19 protein-coding genes and 1 riboswitch are annotated in these 16,220 nt (G+C 37.9%); all 19 genes read left to right on the top strand.

Annotated features, from left to right (window positions below; all coding sequences use genetic code 11):
* Positions 1–56 precede the first annotated feature (56 nt).
* The 19 genes from ACFSO7_RS14240 (at position 57) to ACFSO7_RS14150 (ending at position 16,147) form a co-directional block, all read left to right on the top strand.
* Positions 57–581 carry a Rieske (2Fe-2S) protein gene (locus tag ACFSO7_RS14240; RefSeq protein ID WP_377877989.1) on the top strand — a complete coding sequence of 175 codons (525 nt, stop codon included), beginning with the start codon at positions 57–59 and terminating at the stop codon, positions 579–581.
* Positions 571–771, top strand: a complete 201-nt coding sequence (locus ACFSO7_RS14235; protein WP_377877988.1) for a hypothetical protein — start codon at positions 571–573, stop codon at positions 769–771. Before ACFSO7_RS14240 ends, ACFSO7_RS14235 begins: the two co-directional genes overlap by 11 nt.
* Positions 768–1,082 (top strand): hypothetical protein, encoded by a 315-nt coding sequence (locus ACFSO7_RS14230; protein WP_377877987.1) that lies wholly within the window; start codon positions 768–770, stop codon positions 1,080–1,082. Before ACFSO7_RS14235 ends, ACFSO7_RS14230 begins: the two co-directional genes overlap by 4 nt.
* The gene (locus ACFSO7_RS14225) at positions 1,069–1,344 is read left to right on the top strand and encodes a hypothetical protein (RefSeq protein ID WP_377877986.1); all 276 of its coding nucleotides are present in this window, start codon (positions 1,069–1,071) and stop codon (positions 1,342–1,344) included. Before ACFSO7_RS14230 ends, ACFSO7_RS14225 begins: the two co-directional genes overlap by 14 nt.
* A 34-nt stretch (positions 1,345–1,378) precedes the next feature.
* A complete protein-coding gene (locus ACFSO7_RS14220) occupies positions 1,379–2,071 on the top strand; it encodes a sensor histidine kinase (protein WP_377877985.1) in 693 nt (230 codons plus the stop codon).
* A complete protein-coding gene (locus ACFSO7_RS14215) occupies positions 2,049–2,705 on the top strand; it encodes a response regulator (RefSeq protein WP_377877984.1) in 657 nt (218 codons plus the stop codon). Before ACFSO7_RS14220 ends, ACFSO7_RS14215 begins: the two co-directional genes overlap by 23 nt.
* A gap of 15 nt (positions 2,706–2,720) precedes the next feature.
* Positions 2,721–3,173, top strand: a complete 453-nt coding sequence (locus ACFSO7_RS14210) for a GAF domain-containing protein (RefSeq protein WP_377877983.1) — start codon at positions 2,721–2,723, stop codon at positions 3,171–3,173.
* Between the two features lie 16 nt (positions 3,174–3,189).
* Complete coding sequence (locus ACFSO7_RS14205) at positions 3,190–4,251, top strand: PAS domain-containing sensor histidine kinase (protein WP_377877982.1); 1,062 nt, start codon at positions 3,190–3,192, stop codon at positions 4,249–4,251.
* Between the two features lie 124 nt (positions 4,252–4,375).
* Entirely contained in the window at positions 4,376–6,322 is a 1,947-nt protein-coding gene (locus ACFSO7_RS14200; protein WP_377877981.1) for a WG repeat-containing protein, read from the top strand.
* 112 nt (positions 6,323–6,434) lie between these two features.
* Positions 6,435–7,292: an MBL fold metallo-hydrolase gene (locus tag ACFSO7_RS14195; protein ID WP_377877980.1), complete on the top strand. Its 858-nt coding sequence runs from the start codon at positions 6,435–6,437 to the stop codon at positions 7,290–7,292.
* A gap of 256 nt (positions 7,293–7,548) precedes the next feature.
* Positions 7,549–8,103 carry a GNAT family N-acetyltransferase gene (locus tag ACFSO7_RS14190; RefSeq protein WP_377877979.1) on the top strand — a complete coding sequence of 185 codons (555 nt, stop codon included), beginning with the start codon at positions 7,549–7,551 and terminating at the stop codon, positions 8,101–8,103.
* Positions 8,104–8,141: 38 nt separating this feature from the next.
* Positions 8,142–9,065: a DMT family transporter gene (locus tag ACFSO7_RS14185; protein WP_377877978.1), complete on the top strand. Its 924-nt coding sequence runs from the start codon at positions 8,142–8,144 to the stop codon at positions 9,063–9,065.
* A gap of 105 nt (positions 9,066–9,170) precedes the next feature.
* On the top strand, positions 9,171–9,734 hold the full coding sequence (locus ACFSO7_RS14180) for a DJ-1/PfpI family protein (protein ID WP_377877977.1): 564 nt from the start codon (positions 9,171–9,173) through the stop codon (positions 9,732–9,734).
* Between the two features lie 69 nt (positions 9,735–9,803).
* On the top strand, positions 9,804–11,078 hold the full coding sequence (gene kynU, locus ACFSO7_RS14175; protein WP_377877976.1) for a kynureninase: 1,275 nt from the start codon (positions 9,804–9,806) through the stop codon (positions 11,076–11,078).
* A gap of 15 nt (positions 11,079–11,093) precedes the next feature.
* Positions 11,094–11,714, top strand: a complete 621-nt coding sequence (gene kynB / locus ACFSO7_RS14170) for an arylformamidase (protein WP_377877975.1) — start codon at positions 11,094–11,096, stop codon at positions 11,712–11,714.
* Positions 11,715–11,823: 109 nt separating this feature from the next.
* A complete protein-coding gene (locus ACFSO7_RS14165) occupies positions 11,824–13,014 on the top strand; it encodes a DEAD/DEAH box helicase (RefSeq protein ID WP_377877974.1) in 1,191 nt (396 codons plus the stop codon).
* A gap of 285 nt (positions 13,015–13,299) precedes the next feature.
* The gene (locus ACFSO7_RS14160; RefSeq protein WP_377877973.1) at positions 13,300–14,772 is read left to right on the top strand and encodes an amidase; all 1,473 of its coding nucleotides are present in this window, start codon (positions 13,300–13,302) and stop codon (positions 14,770–14,772) included.
* Between the two features lie 106 nt (positions 14,773–14,878).
* Positions 14,879–15,016 carry a hypothetical protein gene (locus tag ACFSO7_RS14155; protein WP_377877972.1) on the top strand — a complete coding sequence of 46 codons (138 nt, stop codon included), beginning with the start codon at positions 14,879–14,881 and terminating at the stop codon, positions 15,014–15,016.
* A 123-nt stretch (positions 15,017–15,139) separates the two neighbouring features.
* Positions 15,140–15,223, top strand: a riboswitch (cyclic di-GMP riboswitch).
* A 45-nt stretch (positions 15,224–15,268) separates the two neighbouring features.
* Positions 15,269–16,147 carry an amidase gene (locus ACFSO7_RS14150; RefSeq protein ID WP_377877971.1) on the top strand — a complete coding sequence of 293 codons (879 nt, stop codon included), beginning with the start codon at positions 15,269–15,271 and terminating at the stop codon, positions 16,145–16,147.
* The last annotated feature ends 73 nt before the right edge of the window (positions 16,148–16,220 follow it).

Genomic DNA, 16,220 nt, shown 5'->3' with positions numbered 1-16,220 from the left:
TTTGCTTGTCGGGGCTGAGCAAGCCGCTTCCGCATTTCTAATAGGAGGGATTTTTCATGACGGATAAAAATAACCGAATCCCGTTTGATGAAGATAATTATACTCATAATATAAATCGTAATAACGAAAGAAAGCTTGACCGTAGAGGGTTTATGAAAACATTGGTGGGTGCAGCAGGTGTATTCGCGGTATCCTCCCTCCCATGGGGAGCGGTAGCAGCAAAAGAATTATTAGGTTTAAAAAGTAAAGAATATCCACATCAAAAAATTGCTGATTTAAATGCCGTTGCGATTGGTGATTCGGTGGAGTTCGCATTTCCAGGTGAACATGACAGTGCTTTATTAATTCGCCTAGGGGAAGAGAAGTTTGTTGCTTATCAAAATGCCTGTACTCATTTAAGATGCCCTGTATTTTGGGTGAAAGATAAAAACGAAATGATTTGTCCATGCCATCATGGTAAATTTGATGTTGAAACAGGTGCACCAACCGCTGGACCACCAAGAAGACCATTACCGGAAATCGAAGTGAAAGTAGAAGACGGTGCAATTTTTGCAGTAAGGGTGAAACGTTATGAAGCGTAATTATATGAGTGTTGCTATTTTATGTGGAATTTTATTGCTAAACATCGTTTTTACTCAAAAGATGGTTCATCAATTTTTCTATGAAAATTATGTAAATACTTTAATTTATATGTGCCTGAATATAATTCTGTTTCCTATTGCTTTATTTGTATATAAAAGTGATCGGAAAAAAGGTGGCGAGCGCTCGTGAACAGTGAAGCATACTTAGACTTTTGCTTTGTACGAGAAGAGCAAGGTAGCTTTGCTACTGAAATAGAAGGGCTATTGAAGGATCTTTTTCAAGGTATCAAAGTCAATTGGTACTTAGAAGAAAAAACGGCAGAAGGTGCAGATATTGTGATAGCGGAAGTGAAGGGGATGGGTCCATGGAATTCTGAAGACGAGACCCTTCACTATTTGGAAGAGCGTGCAGGAGATAAGTTTTGGAAGTATCTCCAAGGCTACCAAATGTACATTTATCCAAATACGAAGAGAGGGTGCGGCAGCTGTGGAGATCATTAAGGATGTCGAACGGTTTTTAAATGAAAAAATCGAAGTTGCCATTCATGATGTAGAGACAAATGTGCAGCCTCCTTGGGTAGAGAAAAAAATAAAAAAAGTTGAGATGTGTCCAGATCGTACACATCTTCGCATTTATTTTGACACCTTTTATTTTTTTGCTATCCCTTTGAATAGTAATATTAGTCAGAGTGAGCTTAATTGGTCCGCTTATGATGATGCGAGTGGACTATATTATTTAATTCGTAAGAAACGACCTTTTTAAATTTATTCAAAATTTGCGAGAAAGGAGGAATTCGATGGGAATTTTACCAGAAAGGCAGAAAATAAGTTCATATATTATCCAATCGCAAGAAGAAGAAATTAAACGTATTGCTTTGGAGTTACATGAAGGTGTCGGTCAATCATTGTATAGTATGTTTACGGGTTTACAATTTATTGAAGCTGGTGTGGAGCAACCGCATCTAAAATCTTATATTAAAGAGATGTCTCAAATCATGGAGAAAACCATCAAGGAGATCCGTATTTTGTCCGTCGAATTACATCCTCCTACTCTTACAACTTTAGGTTTACTGCCAGCAATTAAAAGCTATGTAAAATTATATACATCAACTTTTGGTATTGAGGTTGGAATGGAATCGGTTGGTGATGAGCAATTTATTTCCGAAAGCAGTAGGGTAGCTATTTTTCGAGTATGCCAAGAAGCATTATCCAATATTGCTAAATATGCTGACACTTCCGATGTAAAAATCAGCTTTCTTTGGTCAAATGAATCTCTAAAAATCACTATCCAAGATTTTGGAAAAGGCTTTGAGATGGAGAATAAAAAGTCCTTTGGTTTAGAAGCAATGAAAGAAAGAATGTTACTTACTGGCGGTGAGTGTGTGATATCCTCTAAAATAGGAGAAGGTACATCTATTGAGATTTCACTTCCATTGAAAAATGAAGAGGAGCAAAGGGGAGTTTACATTGATCAGGATACTGCTAGTTGATGATCATGCGGTTGTTCGAATGGGCTTGAAGATGCTTTTGAATGCGAATACTGAAATGGAAGTAGTCGGAGAAGCTACAGAAGGTAATGAAGGAATCGAGAAAGCTCTTGAGCTTCTACCTAATGTTGTAGTAATGGACTTGAGCATGCCCCATGGAAAAGACGGATTATTAGCAACTTCCGAATTGAAAAAATTAATGCCAGAGGTTAATATTTTAATTTTAACGATGCATGATGATGAAGAATACCTCTTTAGAGCCATCCAAGCGGGAGCATCTGGATGTATTTTAAAAAGTGCCCCACATCATGAGCTTTTAGCGGCGATTCAAGGTGTAGCTAAAGGGGATGCCTATCTCCACCCTTCCGCAACTAAGAGATTAATGGAAGAGTATTTAGGGAGTATGAAAAATGGGCATACACCTGATAGCTTTAATCTCTTATCAGACCGTGAAAAAGAAGTACTTACGTTAATTGCTAAAGGATTTGCAAATAAAGAAATTGCCGAGCAACTTGTGATTAGTGTGAAAACGGTAGAAACGCATAAAGGAAACCTCATGGAAAAGCTCCAAATGAAAACGAGACCTGAACTAGTGGAATTTGCTTTAAAAAAGGGGTTATTAGGTTATGGTTTGTAAATGGAGTGGTGCAAAATGAGTGAGTTAAACGAATGTCCTGATGCCGTTCAAACTTGTTCGCAGTTATTGATGGAGATGAAGGCAGACTTTGTCGGGCTCGCTATTCAAAACGAAACCGGCCCAGATGTAAGGTGGCGTTACGCTACTGGGAATCTAAATGATAAATACAAACGAATTACAGTTCGTTACGGTAAAGGTATTGCAGGAAAAGTAATTTCAAGCGGCAGTTCGATGATGATTACGAGTTTCCCCCAACAAATCACTGGGAAAACGACTGATTATCCGATAATGCTTGCAGAAAAATTAGTTTCTTCTTATGCAGTGCCATTATTTTTTAATGGGGTACCAAAAGGGGTATTGCTAGTGGGACATCGTACAGAGTATATGTTATCTAATGAAGAGCAGCAAGTTATTAAAAAGGCAGCGCTTTTTTTAGAAGAAGCAATTAAAATCCATAATTCCCTATAGAGATGGAGGACTACTTATGGTAGATGATATGAATACAGATAAGGGTAGTTCTCCTATTTCATATAATCGAGTGGTAGAAGAATTACAAAAGTCGATGCAAGAGTTGGTTGATTTTAAATTTGCGCTAGATGTATCATCGATTGTTGCGATTACCGATGCAAAAGGAAAAATTACATATGTGAATGACCATTTTTGTCAAACTTCAAAATATTCACGGGAAGAGTTATTAGGTAAAGATCATCTAATTGTGAATTCAAGGTATCATTCCAAGGAATTCTTTCAGGATATGTGGCGGACGATTGGTAATGGCCAAGTTTGGCAGGGAGAAATTAGAAATCGGGCAAAGGATGGGACCTTCTACTGGGTGGATACGACCATTATTCCTTTTTTAAAAGAAAATGGGAAGCCGTATCAATATTTGGCTATCCGCTACGAAATTACGAAACGTAAGCAAGTTGAGGAAGAATTGCAAAAAATGATGGCTCGAATTATTGATGTTCAAGAAGAGGAACGAAAAAAGCTTTCTAGAAACTTACATGATGGAATAGGTCAGAATTTGTATAGCCATTTAATAACAATTAACCGTCTAAGTTCTGAGTTTGAGCATCCGCTTATTGAACAAATGATGGATGAAGCACAAGAACTGATTGAAGAAATACGGGACATTTCATGGGAGCTACGGCCATCGGTATTAGATGATCTTGGATTAATTCCTGCGATTCGTACATTTCTTAACCGTTATTCCGAGCATTATCATATTGATGTTTTTTTTGATTGCGTATTAAGTGGACGCTTGAATCATAGCACGGAAACAACGATATACCGAGTAATCCAAGAGTCGTTAACGAATATTCGTAAATATGCAGATGTCTTCGAGGCAGCTATTACGATTCGTGAAATGGATGATGTTATTCGCATAGTGATTGAGGATTTAGGAAAAGGTTTTAATGTGGAAGAACAGTCGCGTGGAGTTGGGTTATTTAGTATGGAAGAGCGTGCAAGGTCAGTAGGTGGCTCATTACAAATTATTACCGAACCTAATAGAGGAACAAAAGTTATTTTAGAAGTACCAAACTAACACACTAACGCATTAACGCGTCGGGGGTCAGTCCCCCATTACTTTAAAGTGATGGGGGACTGACCCCATTTTGATGTTCTTGCCATATGATAGGTAGAAATGAGTTTGGTGGGGGAATGACCATATGGATAGGAATGAATTAATTGAACGTTTGCAACGTTTTTTGCCATTGGGGTCACAATTAATATGGAATGAATGGAGAGAGGAGCCTTCGATTCAATTTAAGGATCTGGATGGAGACGGTAAAGAAGAAATGTTTGTTTCCTTTGTTTATGAGGATAATGTTTATACAACAATTTTTAAACATGATGATTCCTATTGGTATGCGGTGACGACGGAAAGAGGGGCTGACCAATTTCGTGTAAAGGGGATTGACCTATATCCAGCATATGTACGGGATGGCAATAAAAAGAAGTGGGGCTATATTAATCACAAGGGTAATTTTGTTTCCCCCTTAAAATATGAGGATGCACAGGATTTCCAGGCTAATGGACTTGCCGCCGTTAAAATGAATGGAAAATATGGGCTAATCAATCGATTTGGCCAATTTATCGTTTGGCCAAGGTACGATTCCATAAACCCTTTTTCTGAAGGGCGAGCGGTTGTAATGGATGGTAAAGGGTTTAAAGTATTGAACCGCTGGGGTAAGGAATTAACTAAGAAAACGTACAGCTTCATTGGAAATTATCAAAATGGTATGGCGATGTTCGCTGGGAAAAATACAGAAAATCAATATTTATATGGTTTTTTAAATAAACAAGGAAAAGAAGTTATTCCTCTACAATTTGAATCTGTAACAAATTTTAATGATGGAAAAGCAGTTGCGAAACGTCCGGATGGAAAGTTTGAGTTAATTAATCAAAAAGGGAAAGCACTTCATTCCTACGAATATGCTTTCGTTGGTGAGTTAAGTGAAGGGCTCATGGCCTTTCAGGAAAAGTCAGACAGCAAACATGGTTATATGAATGAAAGTGGTAAAACTATGATCGAACCATCCTTTACAAGAGCAGACCCTTTTAAGTTTGGAGGAGCTGTTGTTAACAAAAATGAAGATGTCCGTTTCAACAATGGATTAATCGATCATGAAGGTAAGTTTATTATAGATCCCAACTATTCAGAGATTGTCATGCTTGGCGAAAATAGACTGGCTGTAGGTAAAGCAATTAACAAAGAGATTCCCATGGGAGGTACCTTGTATGCAATCGTTGACATCAATGGAAAATTTCTAACAGACCATAAATTTACAAATGTACTTGAATATAAGAACGGTTTTGCTTCTGCATCGGATTGGAGCTATACCTTTTTTATTGATAAAAGTGGTCAGATCGTTAGGAATCTGCCTATTGCAAAAGGTGGTGGTACCTTATCTTTTGAAGGAGAACTAATCAAAGGCATGATTGACCAAAGACTTCGATACTATAATTTAAAAGGAATGCTCGTCTGGTCACCGAATCAAATTATCCCGTTAAATAGTCGTTTTCGAGTAATCGAGAGAAAATACAAACCGAACAAGGATTATTTAGTGTATTATCCTGAAATTCAAGGGATGAGTGTGGAGCGGATTCAGAAACAAGTCAATAAAAGGCTAGCTGAACTTTCAGGTGTGAAAGATATTCCCCAAAATAAGCAATTGGAATATAGTTATTCAGGGGAATTTGATATATCTTTTTTTAAAAAACAGCTACTTGTACTGGAACTTAATGGTTATAACTATCCATTTGGTGCTGCACATGGGATGCCAGTGAAAATATTTGCTCATGTAGATTTGGAGAGTGGTGCCTTCTATGAACTTAAAGATTTATTTAAATCAAATTCTTATGTAAAAGTTTTGAGTGACATCATTGGGGAGCAAATAAAGACCGACCCTCAGTACTCTTATGTGTTCCCTGACACTTATAAAGGAATTTCTCCAGATCAAACCTTCTATGTGGATGAAAATAATTTATATATTTACTTCGCTCCTTATGAAATTGCTCCGTACGCAGCTGGATTTCCAACTTTTAAAATTCCTTTTAGTGCGATTGACGAGATACTGTACAAAGAAGCTGCGTTTTGGTGTGCTTTTCATTAATAATGATTAGGGTGGCCACTTTTTTAAAGCCGCCCATTTTTAATTCGTATAATAAACAGGCTAATTGAGAAGCTATTTATGATTGGATTTTTAAATATAAAGGAGTTTTTTTATGGAAAAGGAAATCTCTTATGGAGATGACTACAGGTTCATCCCAGCAACATCGATTGGAAGTGGGATTGGAATTGCAGTTTTGCCTGACCTATATTGTCATACGATTCAAATTGTGAATATTTGTCTCGTGGGAAAGCCAGAGTCTAATGACTTAGTATTAATTGATGCAGGGATGCCAGGTTCGGCTGATGAAATTATCTCAGCAGTAGAGGAACGCTTTGGAGAAGGTAGTCGTCCGAAAGCTATTTTACTAACACATGGTCATTTTGATCATGTTGGGGCAATTATTGAATTGGTCGAAAAATGGGATATTCCAGTCTATGCCCATGAGTTAGAACTTCCCTATCTTACTGGGAAAAAAAGATACCCTGAACCAGATCCAACGGTAGAAGGTGGAATGATAGCAAAAATGTCCCCCATGTTTCCTAATGATCCAATCAACTTAGGAAGCCATATTGAGAAGCTTCCGTCAGATGGCAGTGTGCCACATTTGGAAGGCTTTCGCTGGATTCATACACCTGGCCACTCTCTTGGACATGTATCGTTTTTTAGAGATGAGGATCGCACATTAATTGTAGGAGATGCCTTTGTCACAGTTAAACAAGAATATTTATTTAAAGTTTTAACGCAGGAACAGGAAATAAGCGGTCCTCCAAAGTATTTTACACCCGACTGGGATGCAGCTTGGGAATCAGTAAGGAAATTAGAGGATCTAAAACCTTCTGTCGCAATAACGGGTCATGGTCTTCCGATGACAGGAGAATTGCTTTCGGACAGTTTGCATAAGCTAGTTGCCGAATTTGATCGGATTGCGATTCCAGAGTATGGTCGGTATGTGAATAAGGATGTTCATTAAAGGGGGAGCATTTATGCTGCCCCTTTAACGTGCTCTCAAAACCTGTCGAAGAAAAATTGTGTTAGAGGTATGTCTAACCATAATAAAGGGGTTCAGAGAACAGGAGAAACATAGGTGTATGAAATAATAAAACCACTGGACAGGAACTTGATAAAGGATATCTGAGTACTGCCGCCGAAAAGGTATATTATGATATTAAATAATCACGGAAAGCTATCATTTAAGCATGGGCATTGATTGTGGGAGGAATGGTCGATTGATAAATTCAAACTTACATATTGAAACGGAAAGGCTAATCATTCGTCCATTTGAAAAAGAAGACTACTTTAATTGGTATACGCAGTTTGATCAAAGACTACCATCTCAATACAAATATGATGACGGACATAGGGGCATGTCATCCTGTACAGAGGAGTGGTTTACAAAATGGATTGAAGGATTCAAGGCTTCAGCTGAAAAGGACGAAATGTACAATTTGGGAGTTTTTCGAAAAGAGGATGGAGTGAATGTTGGAAAAGTAGAACTCATAAAGATTCTTAGAATGGATTACCAGTGGGCTATGATGGGCTATTCCATCCATAATCAATTTTGGAAAAAGGGGTACGGTTCTGAAAGTGTATTAGCCGCAACGGAAACGTTTTTCACAGAATTAGATTTTCATAGAATTGAACTACATATAAATGTCGATAATCAACCGTCCATTCGACTTGCCGAAAAAGCAGGATTCCTGTTTGAGTGCGTAAGAAAGGAATTTTCACTGGAGAACGATCAATGGACAGACTTTTTAATTTATTATAAAAATAGAAAATGAACATTTTTTTAAGAGTAGAATTTAAAAGGAGAAAAAACATGAGTTCAGGAAATATAGCCTTATCATACTCAAAATCAAAAGGAATTGCTTTAGTTCTCACTGGTGCAGCTTTGTGGGGGATATCTGGAACTGTTGCTCAATTCCTTTTTCACAAACAGGGGTTTAGTCCTGAATGGTTAGTTGTCATCCGATTATTACTTTCAGGTATCCTATTATTAGGATTGGCTAGTTCAACAGAGAAGCAAAAAGTTTGGGGAATATGGAAAAATAAACGAGATGTATGCGGTCTACTATTATTTAGCATTTTAGGTTTGTTAGCCGTTCAATATACTTACTTTGCTGCGATTGAAAGTTCAAATGCAGCAACTGCAACAGTTATACAGTACTTGGCACCTGTGTTAATTTCATGTTATTTGGCAGTAAAATTTAAAAGAATACCATCTTCTAAAGAACTTTTAGCTGTACTGTTAGCCATTTTAGGTACTTATCTCCTTGTTACACGAGGAAATATTCAAAGTTTATCCATCTCAGGATGGGCTTTATTTTGGGGACTTAGCTCCGCGGTAGCTTTAGCGTTTTATACTTTACAGCCTCATAACTTACTTGCAAAATGGGGCTCTTCAGTGGTAATAGGATGGGGGATGCTGATAGGTGGAGTTAGTTTCAGTTTTATACATCCCCCTTGGTCCTTTCAGGGTCAATGGTCTTTAAATTCCTACTTTGCTGTAGCTTTTATCGTGATTTTTGGGACACTCATTGCTTTCTATTGTTATCTTGAAAGCTTGAAGTATATAAGTGCATCCGAGGCAAGTATACTTGCAAGTATCGAACCATTATCAGCAACTCTTTTATCCGTGATTTGGTTAAAGGTAACCTTTGGCTTGGAAGAGTGGTTAGGCACACTTTGCATAATAAGTACCATTGTTATTTTGTCTTTGGCAAAAAAACAAAATGAGGTCTGAGCTATGACTTTCAAACTACAAAAAAAGGCTATCGATTGGAATTTACTATTAAAATTTAAGTTAAGGTCATAAAAACTTGCAAATATTTTTTGGAGGAATGAGAAAATGAAAAATAAGAAAACGGCTGTTCTACTGTATCCTCTTTTTAGCGAATATGAATTATCAGTTGCATTATCCATACTCATGCAGGGCAATAAAGAAATCGTGACTGTAGGAGTCGACCACCAACCTGTAAAAGGTGAATCCGGTTTAACATGTCTACCAGATATGTCTGTCGATGAAGTAAATGTAGAGGAGATTGATAGTTTACTATTGCCAGGATGCATGGATGTGGGCATATTGATTGATGAACAGAAATGGTTTGATTTTATTAAAGAGGTTACAAATGAAGACACTATTGTCGCAAGTATTTCAAGTTCTCCATTTTTACTTGCAAAAGCTGGAGTCTTAAAAGGAAAGAAATACACAGTTGGCCTACCTGAAGAGGCTTTAGCTGAATTAGGTATTTTTGAAATTGAACATTATTGTAAAGATGCTGTTGTTCAAGATGGAAACTTCATTACGGCTAGAGGTAGCGGCTTTATTCAATTTGGAAAACTTTTTGGTGAAGCATTAGGTCTTGAGTTTGATATGAATTGGTACAAACCTAGAAATAATCCCTCATTTTAGCAGGTAATATACTGACAGAAAAAGAATATTAAGATAAACGAAAGTGTTTACTTAAAAGGGGGGCTAATTGTGACATTCGATTCATTAGAGTATGCAAAAAATCTTGATCATCAAGATCCACTTCGAAAATACCAACAAGAATTCTACTTACCTGAAAAGGACCTATATTTAGACGGTAATTCACTTGGACTAATGAGTAAGCGTGCAGAAAAGGCATTGCAGGAGGTAGCTGATTCTTGGAGAGAGCTTGGAATTGATGGGTGGATGAACGGCAAGCATGCATGGTTCACTTTATCTGAAAAACTTGGAGAAATGTGTGCACCATTAGTTGGAGCAAAAGCGAACGAGGTCATCATCACCGGAAGTACAACAACGAATCTTCACCAATTAGTAGCAACCTTTTATCAACCTTCCGGAAAAAGAACAAAAATCCTTGCTGACGAATTAAATTTTCCATCCGATATTTATGCACTGCAAAGTCAAGTTCAACTGAAAGGTCTTGACCCAAAAGAACATCTCATTCAAGTGAAAAGTAGAGACGGCCGAATGATTGAAGAGCAGGACATCATTGATGCGATGACAGATGAAGTTGCTTTAATTATTCTTCCGACCGTCCTTTATCGAAGCGGTCAATTACTAGATATTGAAAAATTAACTTCCGAGGCACATGCAAGGGGAATTCTCATCGGCTTTGACGGATGCCATTCCGTAGGGGCTATTCCGCATCAATTTAGTAAATGGAATGTTGATTTTGCTTATTGGTGTACCTACAAATATTTAAACAGTGGTCCTGGTGGGATCGGCGCTTTATATGTGAATGAAAAGCATTTTGGGAAAATACCTGGTCTTACAGGTTGGTTCGGTTCTAATAAAGAAAAACAATTTGATATGGAGCATGTTTTTACCCCAGCAGATGACGCCGGTGCTTATCAAATTGGCACACCACATCTACTAAGTACAGCACCGCTTATTGGTTCATTGGAAATGTTTACTGAAGCTTCCATTGATGCGATTCGGGAAAAATCCTTAAGACAAACACGCTACCTAATGGAATTAATTCAATCGGAATTAGGAGATTTTCAGTTCACGATTGGAAATCCACGTGAAGATGACCGTCGTGGTGGTCATGTGGCATTAGAGCACCCCGAAGCCGCGCGAATTTGTAAAGCGTTAAAGGAAAATGGTGTTGTTCCTGATTACCGAAACCCTAATATTATTCGCTTAGCACCTGTTGCCTTTTATACTTCTTATGAAGACGTATGGAATGCAGTTCAAATTTTGAAGAAAATTATGCAAGAAAAGCTATATGAAAAATACGAAAATAAGCGCGAAGTCATTGCTTAGAGGGAGGCATCCTAATTGAAACTCATTGATATCTCAAGGAAGCTTGGCCATAACGTTCCAACTTGGCCGGGAGATACCCCTTTTTCATTTAAAATCAATTGGCCGATGGAAGAAAGTGGTTCTGTAAACGTTGGGAAGCTGGAGATGAGCACCCATACAGGCACTCATGTGGATGCCCCGTTTCATTTCGATAACGAGGGAAAACGAATGTATGACCTTGATATCCATTTATATGTCGGCAAGGCTCTTGTAGTCGATATGAGGAATAAAGAATGTATTGGAGCAAGCGATTTTGAGGAAATTGACTTACAAGAGGTAGAAAGGGTCTTGCTACGGACTGATTCGTGGGAGAACCCACTACAGTTTCCTGAGTCAATCCCGTTCTTAAGACCAGACCTTGCTTCTTTTTTAGGGGAAAATGGGGTCAGGCTAATTGGTGTCGACGTTCCATCAGTCGACCCGCTAGACAGTAAAGAATTAGCGGCACACCACTCCCTACACGAAAATGGAATCCATATTTTAGAATCGGTGGATTTGACTAATGTGGAGCCAGGTATATATGAATTAATCGCTCTTCCCCTACCATTAGCTGAAGGGGACGGCAGTCCTGTAAGAGCGGTACTTAGAATGCTTTAATTTGAAGGTCTAGACATTCATGCTTTGATAAGCTAGTATCATAACCGATACTAGTTTTTTCGGGTTTAAGTACATAATAAGGATATTCCTATATATAAAGGAGAAACCAATGACAGAAACTATTTCTTCATTAAAACCATTTATTCAAAACGTCTGGGAGAAATCAGCCTTTGAACAGCCGACTTCCATTCAATCACAAGCGATTCCGCTAATCAAAGAAGGCAAAGATGTAATTGCAGAATCGCCGACCGGAACAGGAAAAACATTGGCTTATTTGCTTCCAGTTCTAGATAAAATCAATCCAGACAGCCAAGGAATTCAAGCTGTTATACTAGCATCCTCACAGGAACTTGTGATGCAAATTTTGGAGCAAGTGCAAAAGTGGTCCGAGGGAAGTGGCATTCGAAATGCTTCATTTATTGGTGGAGCGAATGTAACTAGGCAGCTTGAGAAAATTAAGAAAAAACCGCAATTGATTGTTGGAACACCTGGAAGAATGTTAGAGCTTATCAAACAGAAGAAATTAAAAATGCATGAAGTTAAGACGATTGTATTAGACGAGGGAGATCAGCTTCTTGTTCCAGAGCATATCGAGACGATCAAGCAAATTATAAAGTCGACTTTAAGTGATCATCGACAGGTTGTGTTATTTTCAGCAACTTTAACGGAGCGTGCGATTCATATTGCCAAAGAATTAACCCAAAATGCTGAACTACTAAAAGTGATGAAAGACGAGACGATTAAAGCAGGCAAAGTCGAGCACATTTATTTTTTATGTGAAAACCGTGAGAAACCGATGCTATTGGAAAAAATCGGACGTCTTGAAGGAATACGTGCTCTCGCTTTTATCAATGACATTGTCGAAATCAATTTTGTCTCTGAAAAACTGAAATTCAAGGAAATTCCAGTTGGAGTGCTTCATAGCGACTTAAAGAAAGACGACCGAAAGTTGGCATTGAAAAATCTTCGAACAGGAAAAATCCAATTACTAATTGCTTCAGATGTGGCAGCAAGAGGTCTTGATATTCAAGATATTACACATGTTGTTCATGCTGATTTTGCGAAAGACATTACCCAATATATTCACCGTTCAGGACGTACTGGCCGCTTTGGAGCAGACGGAGTCGTCATTTCGCTTGTCAATGAACGAGAAGAGCGTGAATTGAAAAAATACTGCCATGAATTAAAAATACCTTTAGCCAAAAAGGTATTTTATAGCGGAAAAATCGTTGATGAACAAGAAAGAGCAGTAAAGCGCGAAACAATTAAAACAACTAAATATAAGAAAACAAAAAAATAGCACGCGGCTTGCGTGTTATTTTTTTTGGTGGAAAAGTTTGTCCAAATTGTGAAAATGGCGGATATATGACTCTAATCGTCGGATATAAGTAGAAAACAAGCGGATAAAATCGATTTTAGACGGATATAACCTGGAAGTAGTCGGATATATGAAAAACTCATCCTCTAAGACACGGAATTTATAATAAATAGACGTTTCGATTAACGTATTTATACAAATTAAAAAGGTTTTTGAGCCTTCATCAAGAATTCTTTAATAAAAGAATGTGAGAGGAGCTTTAAATAAATGGAAAATCCAAAATTAAAAAAATTAACAGAAGAATGGTTGCAAGAAGCGACGATTGACCAAATGCAAGAGAAAATGGAAAATGGGGATTTGACATCAAAGGAATTAGTCCTAATGTACTTAAAGCGTATTACTAGTTTTGACAAAAATGGTCCGAAGATTAATTCAGTTATTGAGGTGAATCCGGATGCATTACATATAGCTGCTGCCTTAGATGCAGAACGTAAAAGTAAGGGATCACGAGGACCACTTCACGGAATCCCTGTCCTCATTAAGGACAACATCGATACAAATGATAAGATGCATACTAGTGCAGGATCGTTAGCATTAGAAAATTCGTATGCATCAGCCGATTCTTTTGTAGCTTCACAATTACGTCGTGCTGGTGCCGTTATACTCGGAAAAACAAATATGACGGAATGGGCTAATTTTATGGCAATTGGAATGACTAGCGGCTATAGCTCAAGAGGTGGTCAGGTGCTTAACCCCTATGGTCCAGGTACATTTGATGTAGGGGGATCGAGTTCTGGATCAGGTGCTGCGATTGCCGCCAATTTTGCTGCGGTAGCAGTTGGTACAGAAACATCGGGCTCAATCTTAAGTCCAGCAAGTCAAAATTCTTTAGTTGGAATTAAGCCTACTGTAGGACTAATTAGTCGTACGGGAATTATACCGATTGCTCATACTCAAGATACGGCAGGTCCAATGGCGCGAACAGTCAAAGATGCAGCGCTTTTATTAAATGTTTTAGCTGGGGCAGATGAGCAGGATCCAATCACATTAACAAACACTGCTTTAACCCAAACTGATTTTACCGATTACCTTGACGAAGCTGGGTTAAAAGGGAAGAGAATCGGTATTGCTCGCGAAGGATTTTTTGATTATTTGAGTGAAGAAAAAAGTGAGGTTATGGAAGCTGCAATCAGGAAGCTGAAGGAACTAGGTGCTGAGGTTATTGAAGATGTCAAAATTCCATCAGTCGATAGAAAATGGAGCTACGATGTGTTAACTTATGAGTTTAAATCTGATGTTAATGCCTACTTAAATAAACTTCATCCTAGTTATCCAATACGCTCCTTAAAGGATGTAATCCAGTTTAATCTTCAAAATGAAGAAAAAATGTTAAAGTTTGGCCAAGCTATTCTACTTGAATCCGAAGCAACAAACGGAACATTAACTGAAGAAGCTTATATAAACTCTTTGGAAGATGATTTATATTACTCAACTGAACAAGGAATAGACTTCATCATGGATGAACATCAATTAGACGCTGTTGTTTTTCCGAATAATTATGGTGCTGCTATTCCAGCAAAAGCTGGTTATCCATCGATTACGGTACCAGCAGGATATACCGATAAAGGGGAGCCGGTTGGAATTACCTTCACAGGAATAGCCTATTCAGAGCCGCAGCTTTTATCGATCTCTTATTCCTTTGAACAAGGGACAAAAATGAGGAAATCACCGAAATGGTAAGGTATAACTAAGTTTTCAAGAAGCATACTACCTATGAACTTGGAAAAGTGTAAGGCGTCGAATTAACTGACGACCTTAGCAACTATCTCTAAAGGAGTTGTTTTTCATGGGTAGAACGAAAAAAGGAAATGCGAACGCCATGCGAAATAATAACGCAAAAAAGGGTCGCACGAGCTCTGAATTGGTTGAATTTAATACAGGGATGGATGATAAGCAAACGAACCGACCAAAAGGAAAAGAATAGAAATGAGGCTGCTCACTAGATTGAGCAGCCTCATTTTATTTGTGGAATTTTACCAACAGAAACTTCAAAGGAAATGATTTAAATATAAAGATTCTGGGAGTATAATCATGGTGTATAAAAAAATTCTGAAAAAGGCAAACTTGTCGAAAGGCAAGGACGCAAAGCGATGGGCCTAACCGATAAACGTATGGCTGCCACGCCGCCAGACTCCTATTAGGATGTCTTGGGCATTCTAATAAGGAGAGAACTGTGATGAATAAGTTTAAAATCCTCGTATTAAGCATGTTAATTTCTATGATAGTATATTCAATATCTTCATTTCCCACAAATTCCAAAGCTCAATTATCCGTTGGTCCGTTATCAACTTGGATATGGAATACAAAATCAATCATAACAAATTCCGACCAGATTCTTTCATTTCTAGCTGAAAATCAAACGAAAACGGTATTTTTGCAAATCAATTATAATATTAAACCCGCATCATATGAAACTTTTGTTAAAAAGGCTTCACAACATCATATTGAAGTGCACGCCCTTGAAGGAGCTCCTGATTGGATATCAGCAAAGGGTAACACATATTCCAATCGTTTTTTTGATTGGTTAAAAATGTACCAAGCACAAGCAGAACCTTCTGAAAAGTTTACGGGCATTCACTTAGATGTGGAACCATATTTATATTCTGGATGGAATTCGAACTATAAAAATACGGTGTTATCGTATCAAACCCTACTAATCAAAGCAAAGGATCTATCAAGTCAGATGGGCTTGAAGATAGGTGCAGATATCCCTTTCTGGTTTGATGAGAAGCTTTATAATAATAAATTAGGTAAAGGTAATCTTGCTGCTTGGGTTATAAAAAACATGGATTTACCAACGATTATGGCTTACCGTGATCAAGCAGATGGTCCAAATGGAATGAAAGCTATTATCCAACAGGAAGTTGAAATTGCCCAATCAATCGGTAAACGAATTACCATAGCAGTTGAAACAGCCCCATCTTCCGAGGCAGAGTACGTTTCGTTTTATGAAGAAGGACAAACAGTCATGCTAGAACAGCTTTCCAAACTTTCAAACGTAAATAACGATTTTGCCATCCATTACTTAGATAGCTGGATGAGCATGAAACCATAAAATCTTGCTTCTAGAATACGACAAAATTTCCTAGGAAATGATGCATTGTTAACAAGCTTCGACAGTAAAAAAG

The sequence above is a fragment of the Bacillus sp. CGMCC 1.16607 genome, from assembly GCF_042683745.1.
GTDB lineage: Bacteria > Bacillota > Bacilli > Bacillales > Cytobacillaceae > Pseudoneobacillus.
The sequence above is the reverse complement of the archived record's forward strand: the minus strand, read 5'-3'. Positions and strand labels throughout refer to the sequence as shown.

Excerpts from the sequence above, each read along its gene's own strand:
- ACFSO7_RS14235 (WP_377877988.1), top strand. The coding sequence starts at position 571 with ATGAAGCGTAATTATATGAGTGTTGCTATTTTATGTGGAATTTTATTG.
- ACFSO7_RS14150 (WP_377877971.1), top strand. The coding sequence starts at position 15,269 with ATGAATAAGTTTAAAATCCTCGTATTAAGCATGTTAATTTCTATGATA.
- ACFSO7_RS14185 (WP_377877978.1), top strand. The coding sequence starts at position 8,142 with ATGAGTTCAGGAAATATAGCCTTATCATACTCAAAATCAAAAGGAATT.
- ACFSO7_RS14160 (WP_377877973.1), top strand. The coding sequence starts at position 13,300 with ATGGAAAATCCAAAATTAAAAAAATTAACAGAAGAATGGTTGCAAGAA.
- ACFSO7_RS14205 (WP_377877982.1), top strand. The coding sequence starts at position 3,190 with ATGGTAGATGATATGAATACAGATAAGGGTAGTTCTCCTATTTCATAT.
- ACFSO7_RS14165 (WP_377877974.1), top strand. The coding sequence starts at position 11,824 with ATGACAGAAACTATTTCTTCATTAAAACCATTTATTCAAAACGTCTGG.
- ACFSO7_RS14240 (WP_377877989.1), top strand. The coding sequence starts at position 57 with ATGACGGATAAAAATAACCGAATCCCGTTTGATGAAGATAATTATACT.
- ACFSO7_RS14220 (WP_377877985.1), top strand. The coding sequence starts at position 1,379 with ATGGGAATTTTACCAGAAAGGCAGAAAATAAGTTCATATATTATCCAA.
- ACFSO7_RS14155 (WP_377877972.1), top strand. The coding sequence starts at position 14,879 with ATGGGTAGAACGAAAAAAGGAAATGCGAACGCCATGCGAAATAATAAC.
- ACFSO7_RS14200 (WP_377877981.1), top strand. The coding sequence starts at position 4,376 with ATGGATAGGAATGAATTAATTGAACGTTTGCAACGTTTTTTGCCATTG.
- ACFSO7_RS14180 (WP_377877977.1), top strand. The coding sequence starts at position 9,171 with ATGAAAAATAAGAAAACGGCTGTTCTACTGTATCCTCTTTTTAGCGAA.
- ACFSO7_RS14210 (WP_377877983.1), top strand. The coding sequence starts at position 2,721 with ATGAGTGAGTTAAACGAATGTCCTGATGCCGTTCAAACTTGTTCGCAG.
- ACFSO7_RS14195 (WP_377877980.1), top strand. The coding sequence starts at position 6,435 with ATGGAAAAGGAAATCTCTTATGGAGATGACTACAGGTTCATCCCAGCA.